Source organism: Stenotrophomonas sp. AS012628 (assembly GCF_010608305.1).
Lineage (GTDB): Bacteria > Pseudomonadota > Gammaproteobacteria > Xanthomonadales > Xanthomonadaceae > Stenotrophomonas > Stenotrophomonas geniculata.
The window spans coordinates 1-17,162 of the sequence record NZ_VMBJ01000033.1 but is presented as its reverse complement, the minus strand read 5'-3'; the positions used below and the strand labels follow the sequence as shown (position 1 = coordinate 17,162).

17 protein-coding genes are annotated in these 17,162 nt (G+C 66.3%); 11 read left to right on the top strand and 6 right to left on the bottom strand.

From position 1 onward, the window contains the following. Window positions 1-83 precede the first annotated feature (83 nt). A complete protein-coding gene (locus G5A07_RS14650; RefSeq protein ID WP_191863500.1) occupies window positions 84-2,072 on the bottom strand; it encodes an XVIPCD domain-containing protein in 1,989 nt (662 codons plus the stop codon). Between the two features lie 160 nt (window positions 2,073-2,232). Here G5A07_RS14650 and G5A07_RS14645 point away from each other — a divergent pair, with 160 nt between their 5' ends. Continuing rightward, on the top strand, window positions 2,233-2,664 hold the full coding sequence (locus G5A07_RS14645) for a GNAT family N-acetyltransferase (protein ID WP_191863499.1): 432 nt from the start codon (window positions 2,233-2,235) through the stop codon (window positions 2,662-2,664). 141 nt (window positions 2,665-2,805) lie between these two features. Continuing rightward, window positions 2,806-3,378 (top strand): hypothetical protein, encoded by a 573-nt coding sequence (locus G5A07_RS14640; protein ID WP_191863498.1) that lies wholly within the window; start codon window positions 2,806-2,808, stop codon window positions 3,376-3,378. A 126-nt stretch (window positions 3,379-3,504) separates the two neighbouring features. Here G5A07_RS14640 and smpB read toward each other — a convergent pair whose 3' ends face one another. Further along, complete coding sequence (gene smpB / locus G5A07_RS14635) at window positions 3,505-4,008, bottom strand: SsrA-binding protein SmpB (RefSeq protein WP_010484447.1); 504 nt, start codon at window positions 4,006-4,008, stop codon at window positions 3,505-3,507. Window positions 4,009-4,065: 57 nt separating this feature from the next. Here smpB and G5A07_RS14630 point away from each other — a divergent pair, with 57 nt between their 5' ends. After that, complete coding sequence (locus G5A07_RS14630; RefSeq protein ID WP_010484449.1) at window positions 4,066-4,491, top strand: type II toxin-antitoxin system RatA family toxin; 426 nt, start codon at window positions 4,066-4,068, stop codon at window positions 4,489-4,491. Between the two features lie 3 nt (window positions 4,492-4,494). Continuing rightward, complete coding sequence (locus G5A07_RS14625) at window positions 4,495-4,752, top strand: RnfH family protein (RefSeq protein WP_010484451.1); 258 nt, start codon at window positions 4,495-4,497, stop codon at window positions 4,750-4,752. 36 nt (window positions 4,753-4,788) lie between these two features. Here the strand turns inward: G5A07_RS14625 and bamE are convergent, their stop codons facing one another. After that, on the bottom strand, window positions 4,789-5,181 hold the full coding sequence (bamE, locus tag G5A07_RS14620; protein WP_010484453.1) for an outer membrane protein assembly factor BamE: 393 nt from the start codon (window positions 5,179-5,181) through the stop codon (window positions 4,789-4,791). A gap of 103 nt (window positions 5,182-5,284) precedes the next feature. Here bamE and fur point away from each other — a divergent pair, with 103 nt between their 5' ends. Next, window positions 5,285-5,692 carry a ferric iron uptake transcriptional regulator gene (gene fur, locus G5A07_RS14615; RefSeq protein ID WP_005409235.1) on the top strand — a complete coding sequence of 136 codons (408 nt, stop codon included), beginning with the start codon at window positions 5,285-5,287 and terminating at the stop codon, window positions 5,690-5,692. Window positions 5,693-5,751: 59 nt separating this feature from the next. On the opposite strand, the gene G5A07_RS14610 is transcribed toward fur, so the two are convergent. After that, window positions 5,752-6,996 (bottom strand): SGNH/GDSL hydrolase family protein, encoded by a 1,245-nt coding sequence (locus G5A07_RS14610; RefSeq protein WP_191863497.1) that lies wholly within the window; start codon window positions 6,994-6,996, stop codon window positions 5,752-5,754. A 97-nt stretch (window positions 6,997-7,093) separates the two neighbouring features. Here G5A07_RS14610 and G5A07_RS14605 point away from each other — a divergent pair, with 97 nt between their 5' ends. After that, window positions 7,094-8,011 carry a LysR family transcriptional regulator gene (locus G5A07_RS14605; protein WP_010484459.1) on the top strand — a complete coding sequence of 306 codons (918 nt, stop codon included), beginning with the start codon at window positions 7,094-7,096 and terminating at the stop codon, window positions 8,009-8,011. A 100-nt stretch (window positions 8,012-8,111) separates the two neighbouring features. Here the strand turns inward: G5A07_RS14605 and recN are convergent, their stop codons facing one another. Further along, window positions 8,112-9,773, bottom strand: a complete 1,662-nt coding sequence (recN, locus tag G5A07_RS14600) for a DNA repair protein RecN (protein WP_049411558.1) — start codon at window positions 9,771-9,773, stop codon at window positions 8,112-8,114. Window positions 9,774-9,888: 115 nt separating this feature from the next. Here recN and hrcA point away from each other — a divergent pair, with 115 nt between their 5' ends. The 4 genes from hrcA (at window position 9,889) to dnaJ (ending at window position 14,916) form a co-directional block, all read left to right on the top strand. Then, on the top strand, window positions 9,889-10,953 hold the full coding sequence (gene hrcA, locus G5A07_RS14595) for a heat-inducible transcriptional repressor HrcA (protein WP_010484463.1): 1,065 nt from the start codon (window positions 9,889-9,891) through the stop codon (window positions 10,951-10,953). 63 nt (window positions 10,954-11,016) lie between these two features. Continuing rightward, window positions 11,017-11,532: a nucleotide exchange factor GrpE gene (gene grpE / locus G5A07_RS14590; RefSeq protein WP_010484465.1), complete on the top strand. Its 516-nt coding sequence runs from the start codon at window positions 11,017-11,019 to the stop codon at window positions 11,530-11,532. 182 nt (window positions 11,533-11,714) lie between these two features. After that, window positions 11,715-13,640 (top strand): molecular chaperone DnaK, encoded by a 1,926-nt coding sequence (dnaK, locus tag G5A07_RS14585; protein WP_010484469.1) that lies wholly within the window; start codon window positions 11,715-11,717, stop codon window positions 13,638-13,640. A gap of 154 nt (window positions 13,641-13,794) precedes the next feature. Beyond that, window positions 13,795-14,916 carry a molecular chaperone DnaJ gene (gene dnaJ / locus G5A07_RS14580; protein WP_010484471.1) on the top strand — a complete coding sequence of 374 codons (1,122 nt, stop codon included), beginning with the start codon at window positions 13,795-13,797 and terminating at the stop codon, window positions 14,914-14,916. A 58-nt stretch (window positions 14,917-14,974) separates the two neighbouring features. Here dnaJ and G5A07_RS14575 read toward each other — a convergent pair whose 3' ends face one another. Then, a complete protein-coding gene (locus G5A07_RS14575; protein ID WP_043399327.1) occupies window positions 14,975-15,772 on the bottom strand; it encodes a helix-turn-helix transcriptional regulator in 798 nt (265 codons plus the stop codon). Between the two features lie 72 nt (window positions 15,773-15,844). On the opposite strand from G5A07_RS14575, the gene G5A07_RS14570 reads away from it, so the two are divergent. Beyond that, window positions 15,845-17,044, top strand: coding sequence for an MFS transporter (locus G5A07_RS14570; RefSeq protein WP_043399330.1), 1,200 nt, complete (start codon window positions 15,845-15,847; stop codon window positions 17,042-17,044). Window positions 17,045-17,162: the final 118 nt, after the last annotated feature.

Below are 17,162 nucleotides of genomic sequence, written 5' to 3'. Positions count from 1 at the left end.
TGATTCAGCTATGGCCAGGCATACGCCAGTGGCAGTTCATCGGCGACGCTGGACAGCACAAGCCCTGCTGACCCGGAGACAGGTCATAGTCCTCGCGCCGCCATCAGTCGCGTCTCATGCTCGTGCTCTTGAGTACGCAGATCGCTCTGTGCACGCGATTCAGAGGCCACCTCCAATCTGGAGAAACTGTCCTCGATCGGTGTATTCAACGCCGTCTGATAGTCGAAACCCGCCCGTAGATGCGCCGGGGAGTCGAGTGCCCCCTGCACGACAAAAGCTTGGCCACGATTTCCGACCACAAGGTGATCCACCTGACTCAACCCAGCCCGCTGGGCTGCGATGGTTCCGGCCATCGCCAAACGCTCAACTGCCTGATCCGGCAATCCGCCCTGGGTGCTTGCCAGTCTTTCTGCCGCTTGGAAATTCTGCTTGTAGATGGCATTTGCCTCGTGGTCCGAATGGCGCGGATCGAGGGTGGCGGTGCGGCCAGCCGGTGAAAGGGGGGCCGGAGCCTGCTGCTGCGATTGAACCGGCGCATTGAGCAGCGTGCCGTCTGAGCGCGTGAGTCGCGCATTGATCGGGTGGACAGGCCCACGCGGGTCACCGTCCTGCGCCACACGCTGTAGATGCTTGCCGAACTGATCGGCATTACCCTGCAGGCTACGGGCTATCCCGATTGCGAACTCAAGACCATCGCGCTGCGGCTGGTCGCCATAGCCAGCGCGAGCGATACCTGCCAATGGATCGAGATGTCCGAGGGGGCGCTCGACCATCTTCTGGGTTCGCTGCATGAATTCCTGCATCTGCGCTTCGCTGAAGCTGACCGAGACTTTTTCACCGGGACGGATCTGTCCCGGGCCCTCGGTCGATCCAGTTAAAGCCAGGTTCAACCCGGTGGCGATGTTGCGCTCCTCAACGGCTTCGTTTCGGCCACCAACCACCTTGTCCATAAAGCCGGGGGTCGGCACATCCGTGTCGACAAGGAATTGATACCTGCGCGCATCCACGTCCTCGCGGAGCGTTTCTCCGTCACGGGTGAAGGCGCGCACAATCGTCAGCTTCACGTTGTCGTCATAGCTCAATTGCTGGGTGACTGTGACCTTGCCGTCGGGAGCCGTGCTCTGGATCGCCGTGCCAGTATTGCGGCGCCCCGCGATATCGGCACTCACCAGGTCATTGACCAGTCCCACTTGCAGCCGCTGCTGGGAGCTGTAGTCCAACCGCTCCAGCTGAGCCACGTTGCTCACGCCCGGCGTCTGATCGGCCACCTGGCCTGTTGCGAGCATTCGGATGTAGGCCGCACGCGCATCCGGGTCGCGCAGGTCAAAGTCGGCGGTCTGCAGTTTGGACTGTCCAAGCGCATCCTGGCGACCGGCCATCACGCGCGCAATGCCTAGATCGACGCCCACGCCCTGCAGGGATTCGATCGCCTTGTTGGGCCCCGTAACGACCCGGACATGGTGTTCGTCCAAACGGCTGATCGCGACACCGACCCCCTCCGCTTCAGTGAGCTGGTTCACCGTTGCGATGTGGCGGAACGCAACTTTCAACTCACTCTGCTGGAATTGCTGGCTATCCAGCAACACCCGGCCACCAATCGGCAGCGTGGTCGGGTTGAAGGGGTTCACTCTGGCAGCTTGCTCAGCCGTTGCAGGAGTGGATTTTCCGGTTTCAGATGCGGTGGTGTCAGGCAGGGAGACGCGATAGCGCACACGGGCACCCACCTGCGATCCGGCTTCAAGCTCGATACCAGCCAGACGCTCTTTGCCTTTGACTTCGGCGCGTGCTCCAACTGCAACCGACGCCTCAAGGCTGAACTGGGTGATGCGTTCGCGCTCGATACGGTTCTCGCCTGCCGTACCCGTTACCTCTGTCACCTTCTTCAACGTGGCGCCTGCAAGAGCCACCTCTGCCTGAGTCTTCTCGATACTACGTCCGGCAACCTTTACAGCGCCGTCTGCGGTCCGGGTAATCGAAGCGCGGTCACCCGGCAGTTTTGCACTGTGCTCAGTGCTAGAGCCGGAGTAGGTGGGGTCAATCGAATCGTCAGGATTGGAGGCCGTCGCAGTCATGCGAACTTCCTATGAAGAGGCGAGCCAGCCCAGAGTATAGACACCCTTCGGTTGATGGGGGGCGGGACGGTTGGCCGTGGCCGTTCTGCCTGACCCCAGCAGCAAAATATTGGGGTTGATAGCATCCAGACTCTCGATCTGCAGCCAATGGAAGGACGCCATGTCGCTTGAAGTCGCCGTAACCGATGATCCCAGCGACGAGGCGCTGGACCTAATTGGCAGTGGCCTGGACCAGTTCAATCTGAACGCAGCGGGTTACGCCGATCGGCGCACACTCGCGGTGCTGGTCACCGATCCGGCCAGTGGCGAGGTGGTGGGGGGGCTTACCGGGCGAACTTCACTGGGCCTGTGGTTCGTGGATCTGTTCCATCTGCCAGCGGCCTATCGCGGCAACGGGCTGGGATCGCGCGTGCTGAAGGCCGCAGAGGATGAAGCACGGCGTCGTGGTTGCCGTTCCGGCGTGCTGTACACCCTCAGCTTCCAGGCGCCCGACTTCTATGTGAAGCATGGATGGGTCGTGTTCGGCCGGGTGCCATGCGATTCGGTCGGCACATGCAGGGTGTTCCTCAGCAAGGATCTGTCGGCGGGGTGAGTGCTGCGGGCGAGTCGCGCGTCCTGTCAATCCGCAACTTGTTGTAGAGCGTCTGTCATAGCGGATTGCTAACTTCGTGGGCACGAATTTGCGACACACTGGCGACGACCATCCAGGCCAGGACAGACACGGAGACGGTGGGTGACCGATGCAAGCCAACAACGCAGCCTGCGGCAGCTGATCGGACCGGTCGGTGCCGATTACCAGCGACGCGCGTTGCCGCCGGGCTGGGTATGGGCGGTGCTGGCGGTGCTGCTGGCGGCCACCTGGGTGACCGAGTTGCCGGCCACGGCCGCTGCGGCACTGGTCGCCAGCGCGGTGGTGGTGCACTGGTCGCAGCGTGGTCGCATCCATTGGCTGGGGTGGCGCCTGCCGGGCCTGGCGGTGCTGGCGGCCTTGTTGTGGGGGCCGGAAGTGCTGTCGCAGTGGTTCGAGCACGGACTGGCCGTGGTGCTGATGTCGCTGGCCAGCCTGAGCATTGGTGTGCACGTGTGGCAGTCGCGACAGATGGCCCGCCGGCTGCAGGGTGCGGCCGACGCGCTGGACGATGCGCAGCTGCTGGCGCTGCTGCCGGCTGATGCCGCACAGCTGGCCCAGCAGTGGCGCTCGGGCGATGATCGTTACGCGCCGGAGCTGGCAGTGGTGATGCATCTGGCGGTGATGCACGCGGCACTGGCGCCGCGGATGCGCAGGCAGGGCATGCTGGCGGGGTGACCAGCGTCTTGTAGAGCCGAGCCTGCGCTCGGCTGCTCTTCTTGCCGAAGCCGAGCGTGGCTCGGCTTTACAGACAGCCAAAGCAGTCGAGCATGGCTCGACTCTACAGGGTGATGCGCAACCGCCTTACGCGTCGCGGTTGCCGCGACGCATGACACGCTGCTTCTCGATCGCCCAGTCGCGGTCCTTGGCGGCATCGCGCTTGTCGTGGGTCTGCTTGCCCTTGGCCAGCGCGACTTCGAGCTTGATCTTGTTCTTGCTCCAGTACATCGCGGTGGGCACGATCGTGTAGCCATCGCGCTCGACCTTGCCAACCAGCTTGTCGATCTCGCTCCGGTGCAGCAGCAGCTTGCGATCGCGCCGGTCGTTGGCCACGACATGGGTCGAGGCCTGGATCAACGGCGTGATCTGCGCGCCGATCAGGAAGATCTCACCATCCTTCACGTAGGCGTAGGCGTCGACGATGTTGCCGCGGCCAGCACGGATCGATTTCACCTCCCAGCCCTGCAGGGCCAGGCCGGCTTCGAAGCGATCTTCGATGTGGTACTCGTGGCGGGCACGCTTGTTCAACGCGATGGTTTTGTTGGCCGTCGCGCTCTTTGCTTTATCCTTGCCGCTGTTCTTGCTCATTTCCGTATTGTCTCCGATTCGGGCCCGCCCGGTCGATTGCCGAAACGTTCTGTATTCATGCCTACTATCCGCCGCAGCGCCCTGGTCGAACATTCGGCCGCGCGCATGTTCGACCTGGTCAATGATGTCCAGGCCTATCCGCGCCGTTTCCGCTGGTGTTCGGCTGCCCAGATCCTGGAGCAGGGCGAGGACCGACTGGTAGCGCGCCTGGATCTGGGCCTGGGCTCGTTCAGCACCTGGTTCCAGACTGAAAACACCCTGCAGCGCCCGCACAGCATCGACATGCAGCTGCGCGATGGTCCGTTCAAGCAGCTGCATGGCCGCTGGGAGTTCCATGCGCTGGCCGAAGATGCCTGCAAAGTCACCCTGACCCTGGACTTCGAGCCCAGTTCGCGCCTGCTGGGGCCGGCGCTGGCGTTGGGCTTCCAGAGCCTGGCCGACCGCATGGTCAACGACTTCATCCGCGTTGCCGACGAGGCCTGAGCAATGATCGAGGTCGAGGTGGTGCTGGCCTGGCCGCAGCGGGTGCTCTCGCGCCGGTTGCAGCTGGACGAGGGCGCGACCGTGGCCGAGGCCATTGCCGCTGCTGCGCTGGAAGGCAGTGCAGGCTGCCCGGCGGCGGCCGTGCATGGGGTACTGGCGCGCCCGCAGCAGGTACTGCTGGATGGCGACCGCATCGAGCTGCTACGCCCGTTGCAGGCCGACCCCAAGGACAACCGCCGGCGTCGCGCGCTCGGCGGTTGATTCCTGCCGCCCGTCCGTGCGGACGGGCAGGGGGCGTCAGCGACCCTTCTTCTTCTTGTCCTTCGGCAGATTGCGGCCGAACTGGCGCACGGTCTGCTGGGCCAGGGCCTTGTCGTTACCCGGGAAGTAATCGCCTTCCCAGCGGGTCACGTTGTCATTGTCGAAGAACACGGTGAAGTTCTTCACCTCGGTGCGGCCCAGGCGGTTCACGCGCTGGCTGGAGGTGTAGTCCCAGCGCTGGGCGTGGAACGGGTCCGGAATGGACGGGGTGCCCAGCAGCGCAGTGACCTGCTGCTTGCTCTGCCCGACCTGCAGCTTGGCCACGGCATCTTCCCGGATCAGGTTGCCCTGATAGATGGGTTGCTTGTAGATGATGCCGCACCCGGTGGTGGACAGGGCGACGGCGGCGACCAACAGGAGATTGCGCATCGGGACTGGCGGTTGGGGAAATCAAACCGATGATACACTCCCGGCGTGCCACCGCGACCCAATCCGAGGCAGCTGGCGCTAAATCGCCAATGAACGGAGACCTATGGAAACCCACGACCTGCGAAAAGTCGGCCTGAAGGTGACCCATCCACGGATGCGGATCCTGGCGCTGCTTGAACAGCGCAATGCCCAGCACCACATGACCGCCGAAGATATCTACCGCCAGCTGCTTGAGCATGGCGACGAGATCGGCCTGGCGACGGTCTACCGGGTGTTGACCCAGTTCGAGGCCGCCGGTCTCGTGCTCAAGCACAATTTCGAAGGCGGCCAGGCCGTCTACGAGCTGGACCGTGGCGGCCACCATGACCACATGGTCGACGTGGACAGCGGCAAGATCATCGAGTTCGAGAGCCACGAGATCGAGGAGCTGCAGCGCAAGATCGCTGCCGACCACGGCTACGAGCTGGAAGAGCACTCGCTGGTGCTGTACGTGCGCAAAAAGCGCAAGTAAGCCGTTCCGGCCAGCCGTAGTGCGACGAAACCCCGGGCTTGCCCGGGGTTTTTCGTTGCTTACGGTAGATCCACGCCATGCGTGGATGGCCCCATGAGCACCTCAAGATCGACCGCCTCGGCCATGGCCCGGTTACCCGCATCGCCCGGGTGCAGGTGGTCACCGGAGTCGTAGGCGGCCGCCATCTGTGACGGATCGGCCGGGTCCCGCAGCGCGGCGTCCAGGTCGATCACCGCGTCAAAAGGGCTGTCCGTGCGCAGCCACGCATTGAGCTGCCGGCGCAGGACATCCTTGTCCGGGTGGTAGTAGTCATCCAGCGGCGTGTCGGGCAGGGCGCCGGCGAACGGTGTCAGGGTGGCGCCTACGATCCGGATACCTCGGCCTCGGGCCTGCTCGGCCAGGGCGCGATACCCCGCCTGTAGTTCCGCCAGCGCGGGCCGGGCCTGGTTGCGGGCGAACGCGGTGCCAGGCCAGCTGATGTCGTTGATGCCGATCAGCACGATCACACTGGCCACGCCGGGCTGATCCAGTGCATCGCGCTGCAAGCGGGCCAGAACCGACTCACCCATGCCGTCGCGCAGCAGCCGCCCCCCGGATATACCGGCGTTGACCACGGCGATGCCCCGCGGTGCCAGGCGCGCGGCCAGGTGGTCGGTCCAGCGCTGGTCCTGGTCGAGGCTGGCGGTGGCGCCGTCGGTGATCGAGTCGCCGATCACCACCACGCTACGTGCGCGGGCGGCGGCCTCGACCTCGATGCCGGCCAGGAACAGGCGGGCAGTGGTGCTGCTGGCCGCGCTCAGAGCCTGGGCCCGGCTCTGGTCGCCGGGCGCAGTCCAACTGGTCTGGCGGCCTTCCCAATGGAACGTCTGCACCGGCGTCGGCCCCGGCACGAAGACACTGACCTGCAGTGCCTGCCGGTCATCCGTGACCAGTGGCAGCGGATCGCTCAGCCGTTCCTGCCCGGGGGAGATCAGCACCCCGGGCTGGCCGTCGAAACTGAGCGGCTGCGGTGTGTCCCCCGCCCGGGCAGCCACGCTCGCTGCCCCGATCCGCAGCGGCTGGGTGCCGTAAGCATTGCTCAGCCGCACCCGCAGCCGAGGCCCGCCCAGGCTGATGCGCGCGGTCTGGCGGAAGGTCTGGTCATGCAACGTGGCCGGGACCAGGGTCGGGAACAGAAAATCCACGCCCCAGACCGGTTGCGGGCTGGCCTGCCAGCTGGCAACCCAGTGCGGGGCGGATGCGGCACTGGCGACGCCGGACAGGGCGAGCAGGGTGGTGGCGGTAAGGTGGCTCAGGCGGTTCATCGGGCGGTCCCGGGTGGAGGGACCACCATGGTGATTCCGTGGTTATCTGTGAACTAGACTGCGCATGGATAATCATCTGTGAACTGGATTCATTGCCATGGCGCGACCAGACATCAACCGATCCGGCGAGCTGGAAGTGTTCGTGCGGGTGATCGAGACCGGCGGCTTCTCCGCCGCCGCCCGCACCCTGGACATGACGCCCTCGGCGGTGAGCAAGCTGGTGGCCCGGCTGGAACAGCGGCTGGGCACGCGCCTGCTGCAACGCTCCACCCGCCAGCTACAGCTGACCCCGGAAGGCTGCGCGTTCTATGAACGTGGCCTGCGCGTGCTGGCCGACCTGGAGGAGGCCGAACGCTGCGCCAGCGCACATGCCGAGCCGCGCGGACGGCTGCGGGTCAATTCCAACGTGCCGTTTGGCCAGCACTTCCTGTTGCCGCTGCTGCCGGCGTTCCTGGAGCGCAACCCGCAGGTGGGCGTGGACCTGACCCTCAACGACGAGGTGATCGACCTGCTGGAGCAGCGCACCGATGTGGCGGTGCGGGCCGGGCCGCTGAAGAGCTCCAGCCTGGTGGCGCGGCGGCTGGGCGCGACGCGGATGATGATCGTGGCCGCGCCGGCCTACGCGCAGCGGCATGGGCTGCCGCGCGACGCTGAGGAGCTGCAGTCGCACAATCGGCTGGACATCGGCCATGCCCGGGCGATGCAGGGCTGGCCATTGCTGCAGGACGGACGCGAGCGGATGGTGCTGCCCAGTGGCAATGCCCGCGCCAGCAATGGTGATGCACTGCGGCAGCTGGTGCTGGGTGGTCTGGGCATGGCACGGCTGGCAGCGTTCCAGGTGCAGGCCGACATCGCTGCCGGACGCCTGCTGCCGGTGCTGGAGGAAGCCAATCCCGGTGACCTGGAAGAGGTGCACGCGGTGTTCCTGGGACAGGGCGGCTACCTGCCGCTGCGGGTGCGCGCGTTCCTGGATTACCTGGTGGAAACGGTGGACCTGGCACGGCCCTTGGGGTGAGAGCGCCGGCGGACAGAAGCCGAGCATGGGCTCGGCTCTACATGTCGGTTTCGTTCGGGACGTTCCTGTAGAGCCGAGCCCATGCTCGGCCCGGTCGGCGTTACACCTGCAGCAGCTTGCGCGCAGCGGCGCGCGCTTCCTTGCTCACTTCCACGCCGCCGAGCATGCGCGCCAGCTCTTCCTCGCGGGCCTTGCTGTCCAGTTTTTCCACTGCGCTCTGGGTCATGCCTTCCACCGGCGCCTTGCTGACCCGGTAGTGGGCGTGGCCCTTGGAAGCGACCTGCGGCAGGTGGGTCACGCACAGCACCTGGCGCTTCTCACCGAGCGCGCGCAGCTTCTGGCCGACGATGTCGGCCACCGCGCCGCCGATGCCGGAGTCGACCTCGTCAAACACCATGGTGGGCACCGCATCCAGGTCCAGCGCGGCCACTTCAATGGCCAGCGAGATGCGTGACAGTTCACCGCCCGAGGCCACCTTGCGCAGTGCGCGCGGCGGCTGGCCGGCGTTGGCGGCGACCAGGAACTCCACGCGTTCGGCGCCCTGCGGGTCCGGCTTGCCGGCGTCCTGCGGTTCCAGCTCGATCAGGAACTGGCCGCCGCCCATGCCGAGCTCGGCGATGATGCCGGTGGTGGTGGCCGACAGTTCGGCAGCAGCGCTGCGACGGCTGGCGGTCAGCACTTCAGCGTGCACACGCCAGGCGGCGGCGGCCTTGTCGATCTCGCCGGCCAGGCGCTGCAGGCGTTCGTCGGCGCCGCGCAGCTGCTCCACTTCGGCGTGCATGCGCTCGCGCTGCGCGCCCAGCTCGTCCATCGGCACGCGGTGCTTGCGGGCCAGGTCGTGCAGGCGGCCGAGACGGCGCTCGTTCTCTTCGAACTGCTCCGGGTCGGCATCGAGGTCATCGTGCACCCGGTCCAGCAGCGACAGGGCTTCGTGAAGCTGGATCGAGGCGTTCTCGATCAGACCGTCCACCTCGCCCAGGCGCGGGTCGTGCTCGATCAGGCGCGACAGCTCGTGGCGCACCTGCTGCAGCAGGTCCAGCGCGGAGCTGCCGTCATCGCCGTTGAGCTGGTTGCTGGCGGCCTGGCAGGCGCTCAGCAGGGCGCTGGCGTGGGCCTGGCGGCGATGGCTGGCACCGAGCGCCACGATCGACTCCGGCTCCAGGTCTTCGCGGTCCAGTTCGCGCAGCTGGTGCTCCAGGAAGCCGATCCGGTCACTCACGTCGCCCTGTTGCGACAGCGCCAGCGATTCATCGACCAGTGCCTGCCATGCGGCCGCGGCGCGGCGCACCTGGCGGCGCTCGTTCTCGTTGCCGGCATAGGCATCCAGCAGGGCCAGCTGCGACGGGCGCGCCAGCAGGGCCTGCTGTTCGTGCTGGCCGTGGATCTCCACCAGCAACGAGGCCAGGTCGCCCAGCTGGGCCAGGGTCACCGGGCGGCCATTGATCCACGCCCGCGAACCGCCGTCTGCACGGATCACGCGGCGCAGCTGGCATTGTTCTTCGTCGTCCAGCTCGTTGTCGGCCAGCCACTGGCGCGCGGCCTGCAGCTGGTCCAGCGTGAACTCGGCCGAAAGCTCGGCGCGCGCGGCGCCGTGGCGGACCACGCCGCTGTCGGCGCGCAGGCCGGACAGGAAGCCCAGCGCGTCGACCATCAGCGACTTGCCGGCGCCGGTCTCGCCTGAAACCACGGTCATGCCTGGCCCGAACTCCAGTTCGGTGGCGCGGACGACGGCAAAATCCTTGATCGAAAGATGTCTGAGCATGGGTAAGGGGGTATCAGCAGCCGCGCAACGCTAGCACGTGGGCGAGGGAGGTCCAATGACTTGCCAAGGTGATGCGCCGCCATTATCTAGTGTCCGTGTCTCACAGGTTGATTCCATGCACGGTTCTCCCGACCAGCTTGCCCCGCGTGCGCGCCATCTGCTGCGCACGCTGATCGCGCGTTACATCCAGGACGGTGAGCCGGTCGGCTCGCAGACGTTGGCGCGCGTGGCCGGCCTGGAGGTCAGCCCGGCCACCATCCGGAACATCCTCGGCGACCTGGAGGACCTGGGGCTGCTGGCCTCGCCGCACACCTCGGCCGGGCGCGTCCCGACCGCACACGGCTACCGGGTGTTCGTCGACAGCCTGCTGCAGATGCAGCCGCCGGGCGAGGGCGAGCTGGCCCGGTTGCGTCAGGAACTGGCTGGCGGCGGCAGCACCCAGGCCCTGCTCGGCAGCGCCTCGGAGCTGCTGTCGGCCATGAGCCACTTCGTCGGCGTGGTCAGCGCGCCGCGGCGCGAGCAGTTCGCCTTCCGCCAGATCGATTTCGTGGCGCTGGACGGGCGCCGCGTACTGGCGATCCTGGTGTTCGCCGACAACGAGGTGCAGAACCGGGTCATCGAGACCCGGCAGGAGTTCGCGCCAGGCCAGCTGGAGCAGGTCGCCAACTACCTCAACGCCCATTTCGCCGGCCTGCCGATGGCCGAGATCCGCACCCGCCTGCTGCTGGAGTTGCGCGACGCCCGCTCCGAGCTGGAACAGCTGCTGGCGCACAGCATCGAGCTGGCCGAGCAGGCCCTGCAGCCAGCGGCCGACGACATGCTGGTGGCCGGCCAGACCCGCCTGATGGGGGTGCAGGACCTGTCCGACCTGGAGCGCCTGCGTGAACTGTTCGAGCTGTTCTCCAGCAAGCGCGAGATCCTGCAGCTGCTGGAGCGGACCATCCAGGCGCCGGGCGTGCGCATCTTCATCGGCGAGGAGACGGGGATGATGCCGCTGCAGGGCGTCTCGCTGGTCACCGCCCCGTACACCGCCAACGGCCAGGTGCTGGGCGTGCTGGGCGTGATCGGCCCCAAGCGGATGGCCTACGACCGCATGATCCCGCTGGTGCAGGCCACCGCCGATGTGCTCGGCGCGGCCTTTTCACCCGCCGGGCGCACTCCCGGAACATCCGACGCTTGAAACGCAGCATCCCGCCCACACTAGGGTGGGTGGAGGCGGAGAGTGACCGCCAGGGACCCAGACATGAACCACGAACAGCCAGATATCGAATCCCAGCAGAGTGCCGCTGATGCGGCTGCCGCCGCCGGCGTCAACGACGAAGTGGAGCGCCTGCGCGCCGAAGTCGAGCAGATCAAGGCCGATGCGCTGCGTGAGCGCGCCGACCTGGAGAACCAGCGCAAGCGCGTGGCCCGTGACATCGAGCAGGCCCGCAAGTTCGCCAACGAGAAGCTGCTCGGCGAGCTGCTGCCGGTGTTCGACAGCCTGGATGCCGGCCTGAAGGCCGCCGGCGACGACCCGCACCCGCTGCGCGAAGGCCTGGAGCTGACCTACAAGCAGCTGCTGAAGGTTGCCGCCGACAACGGTCTGGTCCTGCTGGACCCGACCGGCCAGCCGTTCAACCCGGAACACCACCAGGCCATCAGCCAGGTGCCGGCCCCGGGCGCGGCCCCCGGCAGCGTGGTGACCGTGTTCCAGAAGGGCTACCTGCTGAACGAGCGCCTGCTGCGGCCGGCGCTGGTGGTGGTGGCCGCCGATTGATTGACTGGGCCGGGTGATGCCCGGCCCCGGTCGAGCCAGGCCATGCCTGGCAAGGTTTTCCAGGCGCTGAACACAGCGTTCGGGAGATGGCTTGAATGTTCCACGAGCCTCCCCCACATCGTATTCATCCACCGGCCGAACGGCCGGACTGACCCCAACAAGCATCCTCAGGAGTCTCCCCCATGGGCAAGATCATTGGTATCGACCTCGGCACCACCAACTCGTGCGTGGCGATCATGGACGGCGGCAAGGCCCGCGTCATCGAGAATTCGGAAGGCGATCGCACCACCCCGTCGATCGTCGCCTACACCAAGGACGGCGAAGTCCTGGTCGGCGCCTCGGCCAAGCGCCAGGCCGTGACCAACCCGAAGAACACCTTCTACGCGGTGAAGCGCCTGATCGGCCGCAAGTTCACCGACGCCGAAGTGCAGAAGGACATCGCGCACGTCCCCTACAGCATCCTCGCCCATGACAATGGCGATGCCTGGGTGGCCACCAGCGACGGCAAGAAGATGGCGCCGCAGGAAATCTCGGCCAAGGTGCTGGAAAAGATGAAGAAGACCGCCGAGGACTTCCTCGGTGAGAAGGTCACTGAAGCGGTCATCACCGTGCCGGCCTACTTCAACGACAGCCAGCGCCAGGCGACCAAGGACGCCGGCCGCATCGCCGGCCTGGACGTCAAGCGCATCATCAACGAGCCGACCGCGGCCGCGCTGGCCTATGGCCTGGACAAGGGCGACAACAAGGATCGCAAGATCGTGGTGTACGACCTGGGCGGCGGCACCTTCGACGTCTCGGTGATCGAGATCGCCAACGTCGACGGCGAAAAGCAGTTCGAAGTGCTGGCCACCAACGGCGACACCTTCCTGGGCGGCGAAGACTTCGACAACCGCGTCATCGAGTACCTGGTTGAAGAGTTCAACAAGGACCAGGGCATCGACCTGCGCAAGGATCCGCTGGCCCTGCAGCGCCTGAAGGACGCTGCCGAGCGCGCCAAGATCGAGCTGTCCAGCGCCCAGCAGACCGAAGTGAACCTGCCGTACGTCACCGCTGACGCGTCGGGTCCGAAGCACCTGAACATCAAGCTGACCCGCGCCAAGCTGGAAGCGCTGGTGGACGACCTGATCAAGAAGTCGATCGAGCCGTGCCGTGTCGCCCTGAACGATGCCGGCCTGCGTTCGAGCGACATCAGCGAAGTGATCCTGGTCGGCGGCCAGACCCGCATGCCGAAGGTGCAGCAGGCGGTGACCGAGTTCTTCGGCAAGGAACCGCGCAAGGACGTCAACCCCGACGAGGCCGTGGCACTGGGTGCGGCGATCCAGGGCGGCGTGCTGGGTGGCGACGTCAAGGACGTGCTGCTGCTGGACGTGACCCCGCTGTCGCTGGGCATCGAAACCATGGGTGGCGTGTTCACCAAGATCATCGAGAAGAACACCACCATCCCGACCAAGGCCTCGCAGGTGTTCTCCACCGCCGAGGACAACCAGTCGGCCGTGACCGTGCACGTGCTGCAGGGTGAGCGCGAACAGGCCCGCTTCAACAAGTCGCTGGCCAAGTTCGACCTGTCCGGCATCGAGCCGGCGCCGCGTGGCCTGCCGCAGGTGGAAGTGTCCTTCGACATCGACGCCAACGGCATCCTGCACGTGTCGGCCAAGGACAAGAAGACCAACAAGGAACAGAAGGTCGAGATCAAGGCCGGTTCGGGTCTGTCCGAGGAAGAGATCGCACGCATGGTCGCCGACGCGGAAGCCAACCGCGAAGAAGACAAGAAGTTCCAGGAGCTGGTGCAGGCCCGCAACCAGGCCGACGCCCTGATCCACGGCACCCGCAGCGCGATCACCGAGCACGGCAGCAAGGTCGGTGGCGAAGTGATCGGCAAGGTCGAGGCGGCCCTGGCCGATCTGGAAACCGCGATGAAGGGTGACGACAAGGCACAGATCGAAGCCAAGTCGAAGGCGCTGGAAGAAGCTGGCCAGTCGCTGTTCGCTGCCGCTTCGGCCGACCAGGGCGGTGCTGCCCCGGGTGCCGACGCCGGCAACGCAGGCAAGGCGCAGGATGACGTGGTCGACGCCGAGTTCACCGAAGTCAAGGACGACAAGAAGTCCTGATCCGGACCGACACGGGACGCTGGCCATCAGCGTCCCGTTGTCGCATCAGGGTCCTGACCGCCCACCGGCGTGTCGGGGCGCCCGACGCAAGAGCGGACCTGGTTCCGCTCTTCCGCTTTGACGAATCCCGACTTTCCGGAACCCGATTCACGATATGAGCAAGCGCGATTACTACGAAGTGCTGGGCGTTGCCCGCACCGCCACCGACGACGAGCTGAAGAAGGCTTACCGCCGCTGCGCGATGAAGTTCCACCCGGACCGCAACCCGGGCGATACGGCGGCCGAAGCCTCCTTCAAGGAGTGCAAGGAAGCCTACGAAGTACTGTCCGACGGCAACAAGCGCCGCATGTATGACAGCCACGGCCACGCCGCGTTCGAGCACGGCATGGGCGGCGGTGGTCCGGGCGGCCCGGACATGAACGATATCTTCGGCGATATCTTCGGCAACATCTTTGGTGGCGGCGGTGGTCCGCGCCAGGCCCGTCGCGGCGCCGACATCGGCTACGTGATGGAGCTGGACCTGGAAGAAGCCGTGCGCGGCGTCGAGCGCCGCATCGAGATTCCGACCCTGGCCGAGTGCGGCGACTGCGATGGCAGTGGCTCCGAAGACGGCAAGGTCGAGACCTGCAACGTCTGCCATGGCCGTGGCCAGGTGCGCATCCAGCGCGGCATCTTCGCCATGCAGCAGGCCTGCCACAACTGCGGCGGCCGTGGCCAGATCATCGCCAAGCCCTGCAAGACCTGCCATGGCAACGGCCGTGTCGAGGAAGACAAGGTGCTGTCGGTGAAGGTGCCGGCCGGCGTCGACACCGGCGACCGCATCCGCCTGCAGGGCGAGGGCGAAGCCGGTCCGGCCGGTACGCCGCCGGGTGATCTGTACGTGGAAGTGCGCGTGCGCGAGCATGCGATCTTCCAGCGCGATGGCGACGACCTGCACTGCGAAGTGCCGATCCGCATCTCGCAGGCCGCACTGGGCGACACCGTGCGCGTGGCCACGCTGGGCGGCGAGGCGGAGATCCGCATCCCGGCCGAGACCCAGACCGGCAAGCTGTTCCGCCTGCGTGGCAAGGGCGTACGTTCGGTGCGCAGCCGCAGCGAGGGCGACCTGTACTGCCGTGTGGTGGTGGAGACCCCGGTCAACCTCACCAACGAGCAGCGCAAGCTGCTGGAGCAGTTCGAAGCCACCTTCGTCGGTGAGGAAGCGCGCAAGCATTCGCCGAAGTCGGCCACCTTCATCGATGGCGTGAAGGGCTTCTGGGACCGCATGACGTCCTGAATCTTCAGGTGGGTGTGCAACGATGACGCCGGGCCATGCCCGGCGTTTTCGTATGCGGTCAGCGAAAAAACGCCGCGGGTGTCTGCCCCAGCTGCCGCTTGAACATGCTGGTGAACGCGCTCGGGCTGTCGTAACCCATCGCCAGCGCGACATCGATGACCTTGTCACCGACCGCCAGCCGTTCCAGTGCGGCCAGCAGCCGCGCCTGTTGTCGCCACTGCCCGAAGGTCATGCCCAGTTCGCTGGCGAAATGGCGCTGGATGGTTTTCACGTCCACCTGCAGCGCCTGCGCCCAATCCTGCAACGTGGCGTCGTCGCCGGGATGCTTCTGGATGTGCTGGCAGATCCGCTGCAGGCGCGGGTCGGTGGGCGAGGGCAGGTGCAGCGGCAGCACGTCCATGCGGTGCAGCTCGTCCAGCAGCAGGCGCACCAGGCGGCCGTCGCGGCTGTCGTCCACATGCGCGGTCTCGATCAGGCTGGCGGCCAGCAGCAGCTCGCGCAGCAGCGGTGCTACCTGTACTGCGAACGCCTCGTCCGGCAGCTGCGGCGCGAAGTCCGGCTCCACGTACAGGCTGCGCATGTGTACTTCGGCGATGCAGTCCACCGCATGGGCCATGCCGGCCGGGACCCAGATCGCGCGGGTCGAGGGCACCACCCAGCGGCCGCCGTCCGCACGCACCACCATCAGTCCGGACATGGCGAACACCAGCTGGTGACGGCGGTGCCGGTGGGGCGCGATGTGGGTGCCGGGCTTGTAGTGGCGGGCGCGGCAGGTCACTGGGCGGTGCACCGGAACCTCGTTCCACGGCGCAGTCTCGCGGACCGGGCAGGGGGTGTCCTTTTTGCGATATGCCATGACCCGAACGCGGCAGAAGGGAGGGGGAGGTCACCGTAGCATGCGTGGCTCGCCCCCAACCTGACTGTATCCATGTCGACCCTGGCTTCTCCCGCAACCACCTCACGCCCGGTGGCCCCCGGCGTGCTGGCCGCCATCTCCACCTCGCATGTCGTCAACGACATGATGCAGTCGCTGATCCTGGCCATCTATCCAGTGATCAAGGGCGGCTTCAACCTCAGCTTCACCCAGATCGGCCTGATCACGCTGACCTACCAGCTCACCGCCTCGATCTTCCAGCCGTTGATCGGCATGGCTACCGACCGCCGCCCGGCGCCGTACTCGCTGCCGATCGGCATGGCCTCGACCCTGTGCGGCATGCTGCTGCTGGGCTTCGCACCGAACTACGCGGTGGTGCTGATGGCGGCGGCGATGGTCGGCATTGGTTCGGCCATCTTCCATCCGGAAGCCTCGCGCATCGCGCGGCTGGCCTCGGGCGGTCGCCATGGTTTCGCGCAGTCGGTGTTCCAGGTCGGTGGCAACTTCGGTACCGCGCTGGGCCCGCTGATTGCAGCGGCGGTGATCGTGCCGTATGGCCAGCATGCCGCATCGTGGTTTGCCGGCGCCGCCCTGATCGGCATCGCGCTGCTGACCTATGTCGGCCGCTGGTACGCGCTGCACCTGGGCATCCCGCGCCCGGCCAGCACCGCCTCGACGGCGCCGCGGCATCCGTCGCGCACCGTGGCCAAGGTGCTGGCGATCCTGCTGGTGCTGATCTTCAGCAAGTACTTCTACATGGCCAGCATCGGCAGCTACTTCACCTTTTACCTGATCCACCATTTCGGCATTCCGGTGGCACAGGCGCAGCTGCACCTGTTCGCGTTCCTGGTGGCATCCGCCGCCGGTGGCTTCCTCGGCGGCCCGCTGGGTGATCGCATCGGCCGCAAGCCGATCATCTGGACCTCGATCTTCGGCGTGGCCCCGTTCGCGTTGATGCTGCCGCATGCGGATCTGTTCTGGACCACGGTGCTGGCGGTGCTGATCGGCTTCGTGCTGTCGTCGGCGTTCTCGGCGATCGTGGTCTATGCGCAGGAGATGATGCCGCACCGCATCGGCATGGTGTCCGGCCTGTTCTTCGGCTTCGCGTTTGGCATGGGCGGACTGGGTGCTGCCGTGCTCGGCCTGCTGGCTGACAAGACCAGCATTGAGTACGTCTACCAGCTGACCGCGTTCCTGCCGCTACTCGGCATCGTGGCGGCGTGGCTGCCGCCATCTCGGCCTGCTGCTCACTGAGGGGTTTTGGTTTGCAGGGCTTGCAGCCCTGCACCCGCCGAAGCAACGTCAACGTCAACAGCAGAAGCTGGCTATCCGTGGGTTGGCGGGGTGGGTCCGGTTGAGGGGGACGCTGCAA